Source organism: Streptomyces sp. NPDC033177 (assembly GCF_055577715.1).
This window is the reverse complement of sequence record NZ_JBVIPS010000012.1, coordinates 212396-228866: the sequence shown is the minus strand read 5'-3', so window position 1 is coordinate 228866 and position 16471 is coordinate 212396. Positions and strand designations below refer to the sequence as shown.

19 protein-coding genes are annotated in these 16471 nt (G+C 69.5%); 9 read left to right on the top strand and 10 right to left on the bottom strand.

Features of this window, described 5'->3' with window-relative positions; translation table 11 throughout:
- Positions 1 to 192 precede the first annotated feature (192 nt).
- Positions 193 to 375 carry a DUF6104 family protein gene (locus ACZ5U5_RS35785; protein ID WP_003961784.1) on the top strand — a complete coding sequence of 61 codons (183 nt, stop codon included), beginning with the start codon at positions 193 to 195 and terminating at the stop codon, positions 373 to 375.
- Positions 376 to 388: 13 nt separating this feature from the next.
- On the opposite strand, the gene ACZ5U5_RS35780 is transcribed toward ACZ5U5_RS35785, so the two are convergent.
- Positions 389 to 1237: a hypothetical protein gene (locus tag ACZ5U5_RS35780; protein WP_469030294.1), complete on the bottom strand. Its 849-nt coding sequence runs from the start codon at positions 1235 to 1237 to the stop codon at positions 389 to 391.
- Positions 1238 to 1384: 147 nt separating this feature from the next.
- On the opposite strand from ACZ5U5_RS35780, the gene ACZ5U5_RS35775 reads away from it, so the two are divergent.
- Together ACZ5U5_RS35775 and ACZ5U5_RS35770 are read left to right on the top strand one after the other, a co-directional pair.
- Positions 1385 to 2242: a DUF4097 family beta strand repeat-containing protein gene (locus ACZ5U5_RS35775; RefSeq protein WP_469030291.1), complete on the top strand. Its 858-nt coding sequence runs from the start codon at positions 1385 to 1387 to the stop codon at positions 2240 to 2242.
- A gap of 1 nt (position 2243) precedes the next feature.
- On the top strand, positions 2244 to 3359 hold the full coding sequence (locus ACZ5U5_RS35770; RefSeq protein ID WP_469030289.1) for a helix-turn-helix transcriptional regulator: 1116 nt from the start codon (positions 2244 to 2246) through the stop codon (positions 3357 to 3359).
- A 27-nt stretch (positions 3360 to 3386) separates the two neighbouring features.
- On the opposite strand, the gene ACZ5U5_RS35765 is transcribed toward ACZ5U5_RS35770, so the two are convergent.
- The 4 genes from ACZ5U5_RS35765 to ACZ5U5_RS35750 form a co-directional block, all read right to left on the bottom strand.
- The gene (locus ACZ5U5_RS35765; RefSeq protein ID WP_469030287.1) at positions 3387 to 3962 is read right to left on the bottom strand and encodes a Clp protease N-terminal domain-containing protein; all 576 of its coding nucleotides are present in this window, start codon (positions 3960 to 3962) and stop codon (positions 3387 to 3389) included.
- Positions 3962 to 4171, bottom strand: coding sequence for a helix-turn-helix domain-containing protein (locus tag ACZ5U5_RS35760; protein ID WP_361833496.1), 210 nt, complete (start codon positions 4169 to 4171; stop codon positions 3962 to 3964). The genes ACZ5U5_RS35765 and ACZ5U5_RS35760 overlap by 1 nt, the downstream gene beginning before the upstream one ends.
- Before the next feature lie 55 nt (positions 4172 to 4226).
- A complete protein-coding gene (locus ACZ5U5_RS35755; RefSeq protein WP_469030283.1) occupies positions 4227 to 5192 on the bottom strand; it encodes a zinc-binding dehydrogenase in 966 nt (321 codons plus the stop codon).
- 127 nt (positions 5193 to 5319) lie between these two features.
- A complete protein-coding gene (locus tag ACZ5U5_RS35750; RefSeq protein WP_363209222.1) occupies positions 5320 to 6534 on the bottom strand; it encodes an NAD(P)-dependent malic enzyme in 1215 nt (404 codons plus the stop codon).
- A 540-nt stretch (positions 6535 to 7074) separates the two neighbouring features.
- Between ACZ5U5_RS35750 and ACZ5U5_RS35745 the strand changes: the two genes are divergently transcribed.
- From ACZ5U5_RS35745 to ACZ5U5_RS35735, 3 genes are read left to right on the top strand one after another with little or no spacing between them, the layout of a single operon-like run.
- A complete protein-coding gene (locus ACZ5U5_RS35745; RefSeq protein WP_469030279.1) occupies positions 7075 to 8037 on the top strand; it encodes an ABC transporter substrate-binding protein in 963 nt (320 codons plus the stop codon).
- Positions 8038 to 8072: 35 nt separating this feature from the next.
- Positions 8073 to 9005, top strand: a complete 933-nt coding sequence (locus tag ACZ5U5_RS35740) for an amino acid ABC transporter permease (protein WP_469030276.1) — start codon at positions 8073 to 8075, stop codon at positions 9003 to 9005.
- Between the two features lie 4 nt (positions 9006 to 9009).
- Entirely contained in the window at positions 9010 to 9771 is a 762-nt protein-coding gene (locus ACZ5U5_RS35735) for an amino acid ABC transporter ATP-binding protein (RefSeq protein WP_469030273.1), read from the top strand.
- A gap of 75 nt (positions 9772 to 9846) precedes the next feature.
- Here ACZ5U5_RS35735 and ACZ5U5_RS35730 read toward each other — a convergent pair whose 3' ends face one another.
- On the bottom strand, positions 9847 to 10608 hold the full coding sequence (locus ACZ5U5_RS35730) for a class I SAM-dependent methyltransferase (RefSeq protein WP_469030269.1): 762 nt from the start codon (positions 10606 to 10608) through the stop codon (positions 9847 to 9849).
- A 104-nt stretch (positions 10609 to 10712) separates the two neighbouring features.
- On the opposite strand from ACZ5U5_RS35730, the gene ACZ5U5_RS35725 reads away from it, so the two are divergent.
- On the top strand, positions 10713 to 11342 hold the full coding sequence (locus ACZ5U5_RS35725; protein ID WP_469030266.1) for a CGNR zinc finger domain-containing protein: 630 nt from the start codon (positions 10713 to 10715) through the stop codon (positions 11340 to 11342).
- Here ACZ5U5_RS35725 and sodX read toward each other — a convergent pair.
- Positions 11246 to 11686 (bottom strand): nickel-type superoxide dismutase maturation protease, encoded by a 441-nt coding sequence (sodX, locus tag ACZ5U5_RS35720; RefSeq protein ID WP_469030264.1) that lies wholly within the window; start codon positions 11684 to 11686, stop codon positions 11246 to 11248. The genes ACZ5U5_RS35725 and sodX overlap by 97 nt on opposite strands.
- Before the next feature lie 144 nt (positions 11687 to 11830).
- Between sodX and sodN the strand changes: the two genes are divergently transcribed.
- Positions 11831 to 12226, top strand: a complete 396-nt coding sequence (gene sodN, locus ACZ5U5_RS35715) for a superoxide dismutase, Ni (RefSeq protein ID WP_160507177.1) — start codon at positions 11831 to 11833, stop codon at positions 12224 to 12226.
- A 77-nt stretch (positions 12227 to 12303) separates the two neighbouring features.
- Here sodN and ACZ5U5_RS35710 read toward each other — a convergent pair whose 3' ends face one another.
- Positions 12304 to 12597: a hypothetical protein gene (locus tag ACZ5U5_RS35710; RefSeq protein ID WP_469030261.1), complete on the bottom strand. Its 294-nt coding sequence runs from the start codon at positions 12595 to 12597 to the stop codon at positions 12304 to 12306.
- A 32-nt stretch (positions 12598 to 12629) separates the two neighbouring features.
- Entirely contained in the window at positions 12630 to 13280 is a 651-nt protein-coding gene (locus ACZ5U5_RS35705) for a LysE family translocator (protein ID WP_469030258.1), read from the bottom strand.
- A 174-nt stretch (positions 13281 to 13454) separates the two neighbouring features.
- Between ACZ5U5_RS35705 and ACZ5U5_RS35700 the strand changes: the two genes are divergently transcribed.
- A complete protein-coding gene (locus ACZ5U5_RS35700; protein ID WP_469030255.1) occupies positions 13455 to 15476 on the top strand; it encodes a GTP-binding protein in 2022 nt (673 codons plus the stop codon).
- Positions 15477 to 15498: 22 nt separating this feature from the next.
- Here the strand turns inward: ACZ5U5_RS35700 and ACZ5U5_RS35695 are convergent, their stop codons facing one another.
- Positions 15499 to 16419, bottom strand: coding sequence for a sigma-70 family RNA polymerase sigma factor (locus ACZ5U5_RS35695; RefSeq protein WP_469030253.1), 921 nt, complete (start codon positions 16417 to 16419; stop codon positions 15499 to 15501).
- Positions 16420 to 16471 lie beyond the last annotated feature (52 nt).

The window sequence follows — 16471 nt, the reverse complement described above, 5'->3', positions numbered from 1 at the left end:
GTTTAGGGAGGGGTTTGGGAGGGGCGGGGGCGGGGGGTTTTCTTGTGTGGTGTGTGTGTGGGGTTTGTTGTGGGTGGTGTCCCCCCCCCCCCCTCTTCCCCCCCCCCCCCCCCCCCCACCGGCGTATCGGCTTATCCTGAATGTCCTGAGCAGTCGCTCGTCTGTTGTCGTTCTTCAATCGCGGAGCCTGTCTTGTACTTCACCGACCGTGGCATCGAGGAGCTGGAGAAGCGGCGCGGCGAGGAAGAGGTCACCTTCGAGTGGCTCGCCGAGCAGCTCCGCACCTTCGTGGACCTCAACCCGGACTTCGAGGTCCCGGTGGAGCGCCTGGCGACGTGGCTGGCCCGCCTGGACGACGAGGACGAGGACGAGTAGTCACCAGCCGGGCTCAGCCTCGCGGTGACCCGGCGTCGGCGGCCCGCACCCTGTCGTAGGCAAGTCCCAGGGAGCCGTGGATCAGCAGGAGTGCGCCGGCCACGGCCCATCCCCCGCTGCGCCGCCGTACGGCCCATGCCGCCAGCGGCAGTCCCGCGGCCATCTGCGCCACCGCGAGGGCGCGCGCCCTAGGTCCTCGCAGCCAGGGACCGAAGGGCCCTCGCTCGACCACGTCCAGCTCCGCCCGCACCGCGTCCCGCCACCCGGACCACTCGACCTCCCGCACTCCGGGCGCCATGCGTGCCACCGTGCGCAGCCGGTCAGCGGGTTCGCCGGGGCCGAGGCCGGCCGGGAGGGCGACCTCCGCCCGCGCGAGGACGGCGAGCAGTCCCAGCAGGCGCGCGCGGGCGTCGGCCTCCGTGTCGGGGCGTCCCAGGGCCTCCAGGGCCTGCAGGTCCAGGACGGGGTCGAGGCCGAGCCGGGCGGCGAAGGTGCGCAGCGCCTCGTCCTCACCCACGGGCGTCCCGTTCGCGAGCCATACGTACTCGACGGTGCGCCGGAAGCCCGCCGCGAGGGTGCAGCCCGAGCGGTCGGAGTCCCACCACAGCGCGAGTACGGGCCAGGTCGCCCCTACGGCCAGCGCGGTGGCCCATCCCGTGAGCACCCGGTCCACCGGTTCGTCGCCGTGCACCCAGGGTTTGCCCTCGGGCACGAGCACGCTCCACTCGCGCCCCGCCGGGGCGAGCAGCATCTGTTCGCGCAACAGGCGGGCGGCGGGCTCGACCACGTCGGGTTCGGCCCGGCAGAGCAGCAGCGCACCCGCCGCACCGGCGGCGGGGTGCTCGAAAGCTTCGGACGACATGGCCCCACGCTAGGTCAAATCGCCATATTTAGCGCAGAGAAGCGTAGGTGTCTTGACTTTCCGTGACCGCGATATATCGTGTGTTGAAGAGACGCGATATGGCGCGTTGCCGCACAAGCAGCCCAGCCCGCCAAGGAGGTCAGCCCGATGTCAGAGTGGTCCGTCGCCGAGCCCCAGAAGCTCACGTTCGACGCCCCCGTGAAGACCCTCCGCGTGCGCGTGGTCAACGGAACGGTGAACGTCGTGGGCACCGACGAAGTTTCCGCCCGCCTTGAGGTCTCCGAGATCGAGGGGCCGCCCCTGACCGTCACGCAGGCCGACGGCGTGCTGACCGTCGCCTATGACGACCTGCCCTGGAAGGGCTTCCTCAAGTGGCTCGACCGCAAGGGCTGGCGCCGCAGCGCGGTGGTCTCCCTGGCCGTCCCCGCGGGCACCCGCGTCGAGGTGGGCGTGGTCGGGGCGGGCGCCGTGGTCTCGGGGATCGAGGGGAGCACGGAGGTCAAGGGGGTCACCGGGGACACGACCTTCGTCGGCCTCTCGGGCCGGATCCGCGCCGACACGGTCTCGGGCAGCGTGGAGGCACAGGGCATCACCGGCGACCTGCGCTTCAACTCGGTCTCCGGCGATCTGACGGTCTTCGAGGGAGCGGGGTCCTCCGTCCGGGCCGACTCGGTGAGCGGCTCGATGATCGTGGATCTCGACCCGGCGGGCGTTCCGGCCGACATCGGCCTGACGAACGTGTCGGGCGAGATAGCGATCCGGTTGCCCCATCCGACGGACACGGACGTCGAGGCGAACACCGCGAGCGGCGCGGTGTCCAACGCCTTCGAGGATCTGCGGGTCAGTGGCCAGTGGGGGGCGAAGAAGATCACCGGCCGCCTGGGATCGGGCAGCGGAAAGCTCAAGGCGACGACGGTGTCGGGGTCCATCGCGCTGCTGCGCAGGCCGCCGACAGAGGAAGATCCTTCCGACGCCGCCGCCCCGACCGACAAGAAGGTGCTCTGAGATGGCCCCCGTTTTCGCCCATGGCCGACTGCGCCTGTATCTGCTGAAGCTCCTCGACGAGGCACCGCGCCACGGCTATGAGGTGATCCGCCTCCTGGAGGAGCGCTTCCAGGGGCTGTACGCACCTTCGGCAGGCACGGTCTACCCGCGCCTGGCGAAGCTGGAGGCCGAGGGCCTGGTCACGCACACCACGGAAGGCGGCCGGAAGGTGTACGCCATCACGGACGCCGGCCGCGCCGAACTGGCCGACCGCAGCGGTGAGCTGGCCGACCTGGAGCTGGAGATCCGTGACTCCGTCGCCGAGCTCGCCGCGGAGATCCGGGACGGCGTGCGGGGCGCGGCCGGTGAACTCCGCCGGGAGATGCGGGAGGCGGCCAAGGAGGCGCGCGCGTCCAGCGGCAAGGCCGAGGAAAAGAGCGGGGCGGGTACCGGCTCGGCTGGACCACGATCCAGCTTCGGCGGTCCCTTCCCCGACCCCTCGGACTTCTTCGACGGCTCCTGGGGCGACAAGGAGGGCTGGCGCCAGGCCAAGGAGGAGTTCAAGCGCGCCAAGACGGAGTGGAAGGAGCAGGCCCGGCGGGCGAAGGACGAGACCCGCAGGGCTCGCGAGGACGCCCAGCGCGCCCGCCGCCAGGCCCAGGACGCGCAGGAGACGGCGCGCGCCCAGGTCCAGGAGGAGGTGCAGCGCATCGCGCGGCGCGTCCAGGACCAGGTGCAGGACCACTTCACGCGGGGTGACTGGCCGACCGGGGTCCGCGAGGGCCTGACGGAACTGGCCAAGGAGTTCGGCGACTTCGGGAAGGACCTGGGCAAGGACTTCGGCAAAGACTTCGGCGACTTCGGCCGCAAGGGGCCGCGTGCCACCGCCGAGGAGCCCAAGTTCACCTCCGCCCCCAAGGACGGGGTCCCCACGGAGTACGTCCCGGAGTGGGCCCAGGAGGACACCACCGGCAATCCGTCACGGGACCTGGACCGCCTCCTGGACCGCTTCCGTGACGACATCCGCGACGCCGCCAGGGACCACGGCGTGACGGAGGACCAACTGCGCGACACCCGCCGTCACTTGTCGTCGGCGGCGGCCCACATCGCCGCGACGCTGCGCACACCGAAGGGCTGACCTGGAGACGCCCAGGCCACCGGCCGCCTACTCGGGGCCGGGGCCGGCGCCCCCGCCGTACAGCACCCGCTCCACCGACTCATGGGTCACGCCGTGGTCCGCGAGCACCTCGCTGACGATTCCGGGGCGGACGGTCAGGGCGAACAGGATGTGCTCGTCGCCGATCTGCCGGTCCCTGCGGGCGGTGGCCATGCGCAGGGACTTCACCAGGGTGTCCTTGGCCTCACGGGTGAACGGCCGGTGCCCGCTCAGGAGCCGTCCGGGACGCCCGGCCCTGCGCCCGCCCGCCAACGCACCGGCGCCATGGGCCTCTTCGACCCGGGAGACGATCTCGGACACGTCGATTCCGAGTCCGGCCAGCGCCTCCGTGTCGGCCTGCGAGAGGCCCCCGCGGCGCCGCGCCTCGCCCAGGGCGCCCTCGATCGAGTCGCGGCGCCGCGTGGCCCCGAGCGAGGCCAGGGCGAAGGACGCCCGGCTCGCCTCGCGGTCGAGCAGCGCGAGGAGCATGTGCCCGTCGTCGACGGAGGCCGCGCCTTCCCCCTCGGCATACTCGACCGCGCCCTTGACGACGGCGCGGGCGTCCTTCGTGAACCGCTCGAACATCACTGCCTCCCGTACTTCTTGTGCACGGCCTGCCTGCTCACTCCGAGCTCCGCGGCGATCCCCTGCCACGACCAGCCCTGCCGACGCGCACTGCGCACCTGCACGGCCTCCAACTGCTCCACCAGCCTCCGCAGCGCGGAGACGGCCCGCAGTCCGACTCGTGGGTCACGGTCACCCGCACGCTCGGCGAGATCCGTAGCTTCGGTCATGCATGTCAACTTACGTTGACAGGGAGGTGATGTCAACCAACATTGACACCCGGACTCAGGCGACCTCGAGCACGATCTTCCCGAAGAGGTCGCCGGACTGCAGGCGCTCGAAGCCCTCGCGTGCCCGGTCGAGCGGCAGCAGTTCGTCGATGACGGGACGCACGCCCGTGGCCGCGCAGAAGGACAGCAGGTCCTCCAGTTCGTCCTTGGACCCCATCGTCGAACCGACGATCTTCAGCTCCAGGAAGAAGACCCGGGTCAGCTCCGCGTGCGAGGGCCGGTCTCCGCTGGTCGCCCCCGAGATCACCAGCGTGCCACCCGGCTTGAGGGACTTGACGGAGTGCGACCAGGTCGCCGCCCCCACCGTCTCGATGACGGCGTCCACCCGCTGCGGCAGCCGCGCGCCGGACTCGACGGCCTCCACGGCGCCCAGCTCAAGGGCCCGCTTCCGCTTGGCCTCGTCGCGGCTCGTGGCGAAGACCCGCAGGCCCGCGGCCTTGCCGAGGACGATCGCGGCCGTCGCGACACCGCCACCGGCGCCCTGGACGAGGACCGAATCCCCGGGGCGCACCCCGGCGTTGGTGAAGAGCATGCGGTAGGCGGTGAGCCACGCGGTCGGCAGACAGGCAGCCTCGGCGAACGACAGTTCCTTCGGCTTGGGCAGCACGTTCCACGTGGGGACGGCGACCTGCTCGGCGAACGTCCCCTGGTACTTCTCGGTCAGGATGGAGCGGCCCTCCGCGGCACCGACCCCATGGCCGGTCTGCCCGATGACGGAGTGCAGGACGACCTCGTTACCGTCCTCGTCGATCCCCGCGGCGTCGCAGCCGAGGATCATCGGCAGCCTCCCCTCGGGGAGCCCGACCCCGCGCAGGGACCACAGGTCGTGATGGTTCAAGGAGGCGGCCCGGACGTTCACGGTCGACCAGCCGGGCCTGGCTTCGGGGGCGGGACGCTCCCCCAACTCAAGGCCGCTGAGCGGCTGGTCACGGTCGATGCGGGCGGCGTAGGCAGCGAACATGGGGTGACGATAGGCCGCGGGCCTACCCGGGCGTAACCACGCACGACTGTGACACGCGCCGCGCCCCCGCCTCGTACGCGAAGGGGGCGTACGAAACGGGGGCGCGGTCACGCCTTGGAGGCACCGATCAGCGGCGAGCCACGCCCTCAGCCCGAGCGGCCGCCGCAACAGCCGCGGTGACCGCCGGGGCGACCCTCTCGTCGAACGGCGAGGGGATCACGTAGTCGGCGGAGAGCTCATCGCCCACCACGCCGGCCAGCGCCTCCGCCGCGGCGATCTTCATCGTCTCGGTGATGCGCGAGGCCCGCACCTGCAGCGCGCCCGCGAAGATGCCGGGGAAGGCCAGCACGTTGTTGATCTGGTTCGGGTAGTCCGAGCGCCCGGTCGCGACAACGGCCGCGTACTTGTGGGCGATGTCGGGGTGCACCTCGGGGTTCGGGTTGGCCATGGCGAACACGAACGAGTTCGGCGCCATGGAGGCGACCGCGGGCTCGGGGACGGTGCCGCCCGAGACGCCGATGAACACGTCCGCACCCGCGAGGGCACTCTCCAGCGAACCGCTGAGCCCGGCCTTGTTGGTGATCTCCGCGAGCTCACGCTTGACCGGGGTGAGGTCGTCCCGGTCCCGGCTCACGACGCCCTTGCGGTCCGCGACCGCCACATCGCCCAGGCCCGCCTCGAGGAGGAACTTGGCGATGGCGACCCCGGCCGCACCGGCACCGGAGATCACGGCACGCAGCTCACCGAGCGTGCGCCCGGTCAGCCGTGCCGCGTTCCGCAGCGCGGCGAGCGTGACGACCGCCGTGCCGTGCTGGTCGTCGTGGAAGACCGGAATGTCGAGCCGCTCCTGGAGCTTGCGCTCGATCTCGAAGCAGCGCGGGGCCGAGATGTCCTCGAGGTTGACGCCGCCGAAGGACGGCGCGAGCCGCACCACGGTCTCGACGATCTCGTCCGCGTCCGTCGTCGCGAGCGCGATCGGCACCGCGTCCACGCCGCCGAACTGCTTGAAAAGAATGGCCTTGCCCTCCATCACGGGGAGGGACGCCTCGGGGCCGATGTCACCGAGGCCGAGCACGGCCGTGCCGTCGGTGACCACGGCCACGACGTTCGACTTCCATGTGTAGTCGTTCACCAGCTCCGGCTGCTCGGCGATCGCGGTGCACACTTTCGCGACGCCGGGCGTGTACGCCAGGGACAGGTCGTCCTTGTCCCGCACGGGCACGGTGGCCTGCACGGCCATCTTGCCGCCACGGTGCAGCGCGAACGCCGGATCGAAGGGCTCTTCAGCGCCTTCGTGACCCGTATTGCTGTCGCTGCGAGGATTGACGATCTCCGCTGCCACTTGTCTTACCCCTTAAGTCTTAAATCATCAGTTGAGGGTGTCCACTCCTGGTTGAGAAGTGGGCGGGCACCGCGTCTGTTCCCCGCCTGTCGGCGGAGGGAGGTACAGACACGCGAGCGCGCCGCACACGCGCCCTGGGCCCCGGATGAGGGGTGTAACGCACCTTTCTACCTGACGGTGCTCGGCCTGGGCGAGTGGGATTGGTTACCTGAGGTGCCCCTGACCGTTGTAGTGGTCCGACAACAACGGGGGGCGGGCCGGTGCCCGGATTTTCCGTGGCCAGCCCGTCACCGGTCCACATCGCGAGATTCACCCGAGATTCACCGTAGATCTCAAATGGCGGTACTTCGTTCCGGGACGGTACGGCCCTGTTGTCCCGGCCTGTCTGGGTTGCCAGGTCACCCGTTATCCGATTTTGACATCTCCGGCACCCAGAATCGGACGGTCCGAATGGCAAGATGCGGTCATCACACGAGGTCGCGACACCCGAAGGTGTGTGCACGACCGCTCGGCAACTCCCTCATCCGCCGGAGGACCCTCATGACCGCACGCTCCATTTGTCGTACCACCGCCGGTAAGTCCGCGAAGTCACGGATGGCCACGGTCGGCGCGATCGCGGTCGCCGGCGCGCTGCTGCTGACCGGCTGCGGTGACCAGACCAAGTCCAAGGACGAGGGCGGCGAGAAGGTGAGCAACGCGCCGCTCGCCGACAAGCTCCCCAAGGACATCCGTGACGCGGGTGTCATCAAGGTCGGTTCGGACATCGCGTACCCGCCGGTCGAGTTCAAGGACAAGTCCGGCAAGACCGTCGGCATCGACCCCGACCTCGGCGACGCCCTCGGCAAGCAGCTCGGGGTGGAGTTCCAGTTCGACAACGGCACCTTCGACACCCTGCTCGGCGGTCTGCGCTCCAAGCGCTACGACCTCGCGATGTCGGCCATGACCGACACCAAGAACCGCCAGGAAGGCGTCGACGAGGAGACCGGCAAGAAGATCGGCGACGGCGTCGACTTCGTCGACTACTTCACGGCCGGCGTCTCGATCTACACCAAGAAGGGCGACGACCAGGGCATCAAGACCTGGAGCGACCTCTGCGGCAAGAAGATCGTCGTCCAGCGCGGCACCGTCTCGCACGACCTGGCCAAGGCCGAGTCGAAGAAGTGCAAGAGCGGCAAGAAGATCACCATCGAGTCCTTCGACAACGACCAGCAGGCCCAGACCCGGCTGCGCTCCGGCGGCGCGGACGCGGGCTCCTCGGACTTCCCGGTCGCCGCGTACGCGGTGAAGACCTCGGGCGGCGGCAAGGACTTCGAGCTGGTCGGTGAGCAGGTCGAGGCCGCTCCGTACGGCATCGCGGTCTCCAAGAAGAACCCCGAGCTGCGTGACGCGATCAAGGCCGCGCTCGACGCGATCATCAAGAACGGCGAGTACGACAAGATCATCTCGAAGTGGGGCGTCGAGGACGGCGCGGTCAAGGAAGCCCAGATCAACGGCGGCAAGTGACCGCTCAACCGTTTCGCCGCTGAAAGGCCACTCCCGTGACAACCGACATCTCCAAGAAGGGGCCGGAGGACACACCCCCGTCCTCCCACCCTGAGGCCATCAAGGCCATCCCGGTCCGGCACTACGGCCGGTACGTCGCCGCAGTCGTCGCCATCGCGGCGCTCGCCGCGATCGTCTACGCGTTCTCCCAGGGCGACATCAACTGGAACGCGATCCCCGAGAACTTCTTCGACGACCGCATCCTCAAGGGCGTCCGCGAGACCCTGATCCTGACCGCCCTGTCGATGCTCATCGGCGTGGTCGGCGGCGTCATCCTCTCCGTGATGCGGATGTCGAGGAACCCGGTCACGTCGTCGATCGCCTGGTTCTACATCTGGTTCTTCCGCGGTACGCCGGTCCTGGTCCAGCTCTTCGTCTGGTTCAACCTCGGCTTCGTCTTCGACTACGTGAACCTCGGCCCCGTCTACAAGGACGAGTGGTCGGACTTCATGACGCCGTTCCTGACGGCGCTGCTCGGCCTGGGTCTCAACGAGGCCGCGTACATGGCGGAGATCTGCCGCGCCGGTCTGCTTTCGGTCGACGAGGGCCAGACCGAGGCCTCGCACGCGCTCGGCATGAGCCACGGCAAGACACTGCGCCGGGTCGTGCTCCCGCAGGCGATGCGCGTGGTCGTGCCGCCGACGGGCAACGAAGTCATCAACATGCTGAAGACGACGTCGCTGGTCGCGGCGGTCCAGTACTACGAACTCCTGCGGTACGCCCAGGACATCGGCACCTCGTCCGGCGCGACGGTGGAGACCCTGCTGCTCGCCGCGTGCTGGTACCTGATCATGACGTCGATCCTCAGCGTCGGGCAGTACTACCTGGAGCGCTACTACGCACGCGGCTCGTCGCGCGCGATCCCGGCCACCCCGTTCCAGAAGATCAAGGCCAATATGCTGTCCCTGCGCTCGCCGGGGGTGAGGTGAACCCATGACCGCCATGGTGAAGTCCGAAGGCGTCCACAAGTCCTTCGGCCACGTCGAGGTCCTCAAGGGCATCGACCTGGAGGTCAAGTCGGGTGAGGTCTTCTGCCTCATCGGCCCGTCCGGCTCCGGCAAGTCGACGTTCCTGCGCTGCATCAACCACCTGGAGAAGATCAACGCCGGCCGGCTCTACGTCGACGGCGAACTGGTCGGCTACCGGCAGAAGGGAGACAAGCTGTACGAGCTCAAGGACAGCGAAGTCGCCCTCAAGCGCCGGGACATCGGCATGGTCTTCCAGCGCTTCAACCTCTTCCCGCACATGACGGCCCTGGAGAACGTCATGGAGGCGCCGGTCCAGGTCAAGGGCGAGACGAAGACGGCGGCGCGGGAGCGTGCCGGGCAGCTTCTGGAGCGGGTCGGCCTCGCCGACAAGGCGAAGAACTACCCCTCGCAGCTCTCGGGCGGCCAGCAGCAGCGCGTGGCCATCGCCCGCGCGCTCGCGATGGAGCCGAAGCTGATGCTCTTCGACGAGCCGACGTCGGCGCTCGACCCCGAGCTCGTCGGTGACGTCCTCGACGTCATGCGCGACCTCGCGGAGTCCGGCATGACGATGGTCGTCGTCACGCACGAGATGGGCTTCGCACGCGAGGTCGGCGACAGCCTCGTCTTCATGGACGAGGGCGTCGTGGTCGAGTCCGGCACCCCGCGCGACGTCCTGACGAACCCGCAGCACGAGCGGACGCAGTCCTTCCTGTCGAAGGTCCTGTAGCGCGGTCCTGTAACGCGCACATACGCCGAAGGGGCGGTACGGATCGTGGATCCGTACCGCCCCTTCGTGTTCCCGCTACTTGAGGCCGAGCACCATCGCGTCCGACGGCGACGACCACACCGTCCGCGCCTCGCCGAAGCCCGCGTCGCGCAGCGTCCGCGCGTGCCACTCGGGCGAGGGGGTGTCGCCGTCCGCGTGCTCGCCGTAGATCTCGAAGCGCTTGGCGGTGGGCCCGGCGAGGACCGGGTCCTTGGCGGCGAGGTCCCACCAGTCCCGCCAGTCCAGGGCGCCCTCGGCCTTGGCCTGATCCATGCGGGCGTGCCGCTGGGCCCGGTCGGCGTCGTTCAGGCGGGGCGTCGCGGGGTCGGGCATGTGGTCGGCGTTCAGGAAGACGCCGCCGTCCCTGACGAGTCCCGCGAGCTGGCCGTAAAGGACGGTGAGGGGCTCGCTGTGCAGCCAGTGCAGGGCGGTGGCGGTGAGGACGGCGTCGTACGAGTCGTACGGGAGCTGCGCCGTCCAGTCGGGGTCCTTGAGGTCGGCGGTCACGAACGTGACGCGGTCGTCCCCGGCGAAGGTGCCCTCGGCGATGGCCAGGAGCGCGGGGTCGAGGTCGACGCCCGTGCTGACCGCCTTCGGGAACCTCTTGAGCAGCCGGTCCGTAATACTCCCCGTACCGCACGCGAGGTCGAGGACGCGCGGTTCGGTGCCGACCACGGCCTCGACCATGTCCAGCATGACCCTGAACCGCTCCTCGCGGTCGGGCAGATACCACTCCTGCTGCCGGTCCCAGCTGTCCTGCCAGGCGCGCCAGTCGGCCGTGGACACCGTTTCCGTCATGAGAAGCCCTCCCGTACGTAATACGCTCTCGTAATACCCTAGAAGCACGCGCAACTGTTACTCACGCACCTGACGAAGATAGCCCGCCCCGGTAAGGACTACAAGTGGAACTGGCCTATTACTCGGACTACGCCGTACGTCTGGTCAACAGCGAGGAGCCGGGTCGCAACAAGGACACGCTGACGTCGGTCGAGTCGGTCCGCGAGCTGTTCGGAGGCAATGCGCAGGCGGCACGTCGCGCCAACGACTCCGATGTCACCCGCTTCCGTTCGGTGCGGGCCAGGCTCAGGGCGGTCTTCGAGGCGGCCGACGGCGGCGACGAGACCCTCGCGGTCGACCTGCTGAACTCACTGCTCATGGAGTTCCCGGTCAGCCCGCAGATCTCGGGGCACGATCACCGCGACGACGGCGGCAACCCGCTGTGGCACATGCACCTCGCGGACCACCCGTCGAACGCTACGTCCGGGTACGCGGCGATCGCCGCGATGGGCCTCGCCTTCCACCTCACCGAACACGGAGTGGACCGCCTGGGCCTGTGCGAGGCAGCGCCGTGCCGCAACGCCTACCTCGACACGTCGACGAACCGCTCCCGGCGCTACTGCTCGGACCGCTGCGCGACCCGCGCCAATGTCGCCGCCTACCGCGCCCGCAAACGCCTGGAGACGGAGCGGTCGGCCAGCACAGGGCGCGCGGCCGAAACGGCCCAGCGCAGCAGGGTGAACGGCGAGCGCTGACCGGACCTGAACTGGGGCGGGCGGTAGCGGAACCACACCTTCCCCAGGACGAGTTCCTCGGGCACCGTGCCGTAGTCCGTGCTGTCCCCGCCCGCGTACGTGTTGTCCCCGAGCACCCACCAGCCGCCCTCGCGCCGCTCGGCGGCCCGCTTGACGACCAACAGGTCCTGCTGGAACGGATGGCGGAGCACCACCACGTCACCCGCTCGGACCCGTGCGCCCCACTGCACCACCAGGCGGTCCCCGTGGTACAGCGTGGGCACCATCGAAGGGCCGGTCACCTCGGCCGCGCCCAACGGCAAGATGGCCCTTCTGTGTTCGCTCTCCTGCGACGGCTCCGGCATCCCCGCACCTCCCCGGTCCTATCCTCCACGAGTCCCAGTCTGACCCTGGACTTTTGTCCTAAGCCCATGGGGGCACTCGCGAAAAGCCGTCTCTCACGGAGTAATGTCCCACCTGAGAAGACGATCACGAGGAAGGACCGCTGCATGCTTTCCCGCCTGTTTGCCCCCAAGGTAAAGGTCAGCGCCCACTGCGACCTCCCCTGCGGCGTGTACGACCCGGCCCAGGCCCGCATCGAGGCGGAGTCGGTCAAGGCCGTCCAGGAGAAGATGGCCGCCAACGACGACGCGCAGTTCCAGACGCGCGCCATCGGCATCAAGGAGCAGCGCGCGGAGCTCGCCAAGCACCACGTGTCGGTGCTCTGGAGCGACTACTTCAAGCCCCCGCACTTCGAGAAGTACCCGGAGCTGCACCAGCTGGTCAACGACACCCTGAAGGCCCTCTCGGCCGCCAAGGGCTCGTCGGACCCGGCCACGGGCCAGAAGGCGCTGGACTACATCGCCCAGATCGACAAGATCTTCTGGGAGACCAAGAAGGCCTGACCCACGGGTCGGCTCTTCTGGAGCGCACAGACGAAAGCACCCGGCGTCCGCGCGGAGCCGGGTGCTTTCGCGTTGCCTCAGCCCTGCAAGGCCGCAAGGCCTTTGCGCAGGTCCTCCGCGTTCATCACCGGGTAGACCTCGATCTCGGCGCCGAGCTCCAGGAAGAACGGCTCGGCGATGGCCGGGATCTCCGAACTGTCCTGCATGTCGAACACGAAGGTGGCCGTCCGGCCGCCGTCGCAGGGCCCGAAGTACGCCGCCTCCGGCTTGAGCTGTTCCGTCACCGACTGCACGATCTTCGGCAGCGTGCCGTTCTTGATCGCCTCGTTGGAGACCTGTGTGTCAAGACGCGCTCTGAGCATGACTCTCATGGCACTCACTTCCTCTCTTCCAGGGTCCCGCATCAGGCCCGGTCGTGCAGCGCCAGATTCACCGCGAAGCCGAGGAACGCCACCCCGCTGAACTGCTCCAGGCGGCGCCGGAACGACGGGCGGCGGATGCGCTCGCCCAGTGCGGACGCCGCGTACGTGACGATCCAGTACCAGAGCGCGAGCTCCACCAGATCGATCGCTGTGAGCAGCAGCGTCGCGCTGAACACGGGGGCGCCCGCCGGGATGAACTGCGGGATCAGGCTCATGTAGAAGAGCCCGGCCTTGGGGTTGAGCAGGTTCGTGCCGAGCCCGGCGCGGAAGGCCGCCCAGCGGTCCTGGGGAGAGGGCGGCTCGGCCCGCGCCGCTTCCTCCCGCTCCCCCGCTTCCTCCCGCACCCGGCGCCGGGACCGCCACAGCGCCGTTCCCCCCAGCCACGCCAGGTAGACGGCGCCCCCGATGCGCAGGGCGTCGTACGCGAACCGGGACGCCGTGAGGAGTGCCGTCAGGCCGATCGCGGTCGCCACGCCCCAGGCCAGGCAGCCGGTGAGGATGCCGAGGGCGGCGGCCAGACCGCCGTCCCTGCCGTGGGCCACGGAGGTGCGTAGGACCAGGAGTGTGTCCAGGCCGGGCGTGATGTTGATGATCGCGGCGACGCCCGCGAACGCGAGTGCGGCGGTGAGCATGACAGGAGGCTAGTCCGCGGCCCCGATGTCGTGCCGCCGGATAAATCGGTTGCCGCCGTGTCCTGCGCCTGTTGCACTCTGCGTACGCCAAGACCCGTCAAGGAGACGCAATGCGCCGTTTGTTCATGTCCAGCCAGAAGGGAATCGCCATCAACCCAGAGGACATGACACTCAGTGCATACGTCGAGCACGTGCAACACCCTGAACCTGGGAATCCTGGCGCATGTTGACGCCGGCAAGACCAGTTTGACCGAGCGGCTGCTGCACGCCGCCGGTGTCATCGACGAGATCGGTCGCGTCGATGCGGGGAACACCCAGACCGATTCACTGGCCCTGGAGCGGCAGCGCGGCATCACGATCAAGTCCGCCGTCGTGTCCTTCGCCGTCGACGACGTCACCGTCAACCTCATCGACACCCCCGGTCACCCGGACTTCATCGCCGAGGTGGAGCGGGTCCTGAGCGTGCTCGACGGTGCCGTGCTCGTCATCTCCGCCGTCGAAGGCGTCCAGGCGCAGACCCGCGTGCTCATGCGGACGCTGCGGCGGCTGCGCATCCCCACGCTCGTCTTCGTGAACAAGATCGACAGACGTGGCGCGCGCCACGAGGAGTTGCTCCGCGACATCTCCGAGCGGCTCGTCCCTGACATCGTGCCCATGGGGACGCCTCGCGGCCTCGGCGGGCGCGACGGGTCCTTCGTGCCCTTCGACGACGGCGACCCCTCCTTCACCGCCCGCCTGGTCGACGTACTCGCCGCGCACGACGACGCCCTGCTCGCCGCGTACGTCGAGGACCAGGACGGGCTCTCCTGCCGCCGGCTGCGCGCCGAACTCGGTACGCAGACCAAGAAGGCACTGGTGCACCCGGTGTTCTTCGGTTCGGCCGCCACCGGCGCGGGCGTCGGCGAACTCATCGCGGGCATCCGGGAGTTGCTGCCCTCCGAGGACGGCGCCCCGCTCGCCGACGCCCCGGCGTCCGGCACCGTCTTCAAGGTCGAGCGCGGGGACGCCGGGGAGAAGATCGCGTACGTACGGATGGTCGCGGGGACGATCCGCACCCGGGACCGGCTGCCCTTCGGCGACGGACGCGAGGGCAAGGTCACCGCGGTGAACGTCTTCGACCGCGGGTCGGCCACACCGCGCGAAGGGGTGTCCGCGGGGCAGATCGGGAAGCTGTGGGGGCTCGGCGACATCCGGATCGGCGATGTCATCGGCGTACCGCACGCGAAGAGGGGCGGCCATGGGCAGCACTACTTCTCGCCGCCCACCCTGGAGACCGTCGTCGTGCCCGCCCTCCCCGGCGACAGGGGCGCCCTGCACCTCGCGCTCGCTCAGCTCGCCGAGCAGGACCCGCTGATCAACCTGCGGCAGGACGACCTCCGCCAAGAGGTCCACGTGTCGCTCTACGGAGAGGTCCAGAAGGAGGTCATCCAGGCGACCCTCCTCGACGAGTACGGGGTCGACGTCACGTTCCGCGAGACCACGACCATCTGCGTGGAGCGCGTGACCGGCAGCGGGTCGGCCTTCGAGATCATCGACAAGGACGACAACCCCTTCCTCGCCACCGTCGGACTGCGCGTCGATCCGGGCCCGCCCGGTTCCGGCGTGGAGTTCCGTCTGGAGGTCGAGCTCGGTTCGATGCCGTACGCGTTCTTCCGCGCCGTCGAGGAGTCCGTGCGGGAGGCCCTGCACCAAGGGGTGCACGGGTGGGAGGTCAGCGACTGTGTCGTCACCATGACGCACTCCGGGTACTGGCCACGCCAGAGCCACGCGCACGGCACCTTCGACAAAAGCATGTCCAGCACGGCCGGGGACTTCCGGCAGCTGACCCCGCTGGTCCTCCTGAGCGCGCTGCGGCGGGCGGGCACCGAGGTGCACGAGCCTCTGCACCACTTCCGGCTCAGCGTCCCGGACGACGTGTTCGGGCAGCTCCTGCCCGCGCTCTCACGCCTCCGCGCGGTCCCGCACACCCAGACGGCGCGCGGAGCCTCGTACGTGGTCGAGGGCGACATCCCGGCGGCCCGCGTGCACGAACTGGAGCAGCTGCTGCCCTCGCTGACACGCGGCGAGGGAGAGCTGGAGTCCGCCTTCGAGCGGTACCAGCCGGTCCGGGGCGAGGCCCCGGACCGGCCGCGGACCGACCGCAACCCGCTCTGCCGCAAGGAGTATCTGCGGGAGGTGGCGGGAGTCCGGCGCTGACGCGACAGGGCCCGGCCCCGGGTCAGCGCCCGAACGCGGGCAGGCCCAGAGCACGCACGCGGGCGGGGTCGACGAGGATGTTGAGCTCGACGATCCTGCCGCCGGCGATCGTGAACTCCATGACCGAGACGACCTCGCCGTCCGGCACTCCGACCATGCCGAACCGGCCGTTGACCAGCGCGATCTCGGTGCTCGGCGCCGCCTTGGAGAACATCGCCGCCTGCCCCGCCACCGCCGAAGCGCCCCGCACCAGCTTCGAGAGCCCGGAGGCCAGTTCGCCGGTGTCGGCCCGCAACACCACGTCCGGGTCGAGCAGTTCGAGCAGCGCGTCGAAGTCGCCGCCCCGAGCCGCCGCGAGGAAGGCGCCGACGACCTCGCGCTGACGTACGGGATCGTTGTCGGGGGTGGGCGCCGAGCCCTGCACCCTGCGGCGGGCCCGGCTGGCCAGCTGGCGGGTCGCGGCCGGGGTGCGCTCCACGATCGGGGCCACCTCGTCGAAGGGCACCGCGAACATGTCGTGCAGCACGAAGGCGAGGCGTTCGGCGGGGGCCAGCGTCTCCAGGACGACGAGCAGCGCGAGGCCGACCGAGTCGGCGAGCAGCACCTCCTGCTCGGGGTCGACCACGTCTCCCCAGCTCACCACCGGGTCCGGCACATGGGTGTCGAGCGACACCGACAGGGAGTCCTCGCGCCGCGACTGCCGCGTACGCAGCATGTCGAGGCAGATCCGGCCGACGACCGTCGTCAGCCAGCCCCCCAGGTTCGCCACCCCGCTGATGTCGGAGCGGCTGAGCCGGATCCAGGTCTCCTGGACCGCGTCATCGGTCTCGCCGAGCGAACCGAGCATGCGATAGGCGACCGCCTTCAGATGCGGCCGGTGCTCCTCGAAACGGACCGCGAGCGCTTCGCCCTGATCTACTGCTGCTGCTTCGTTCTGGTCCATCTGTCACATTCCCTCGTCGCGATACGTCACAGCAATGACGCACCGTGCCAGC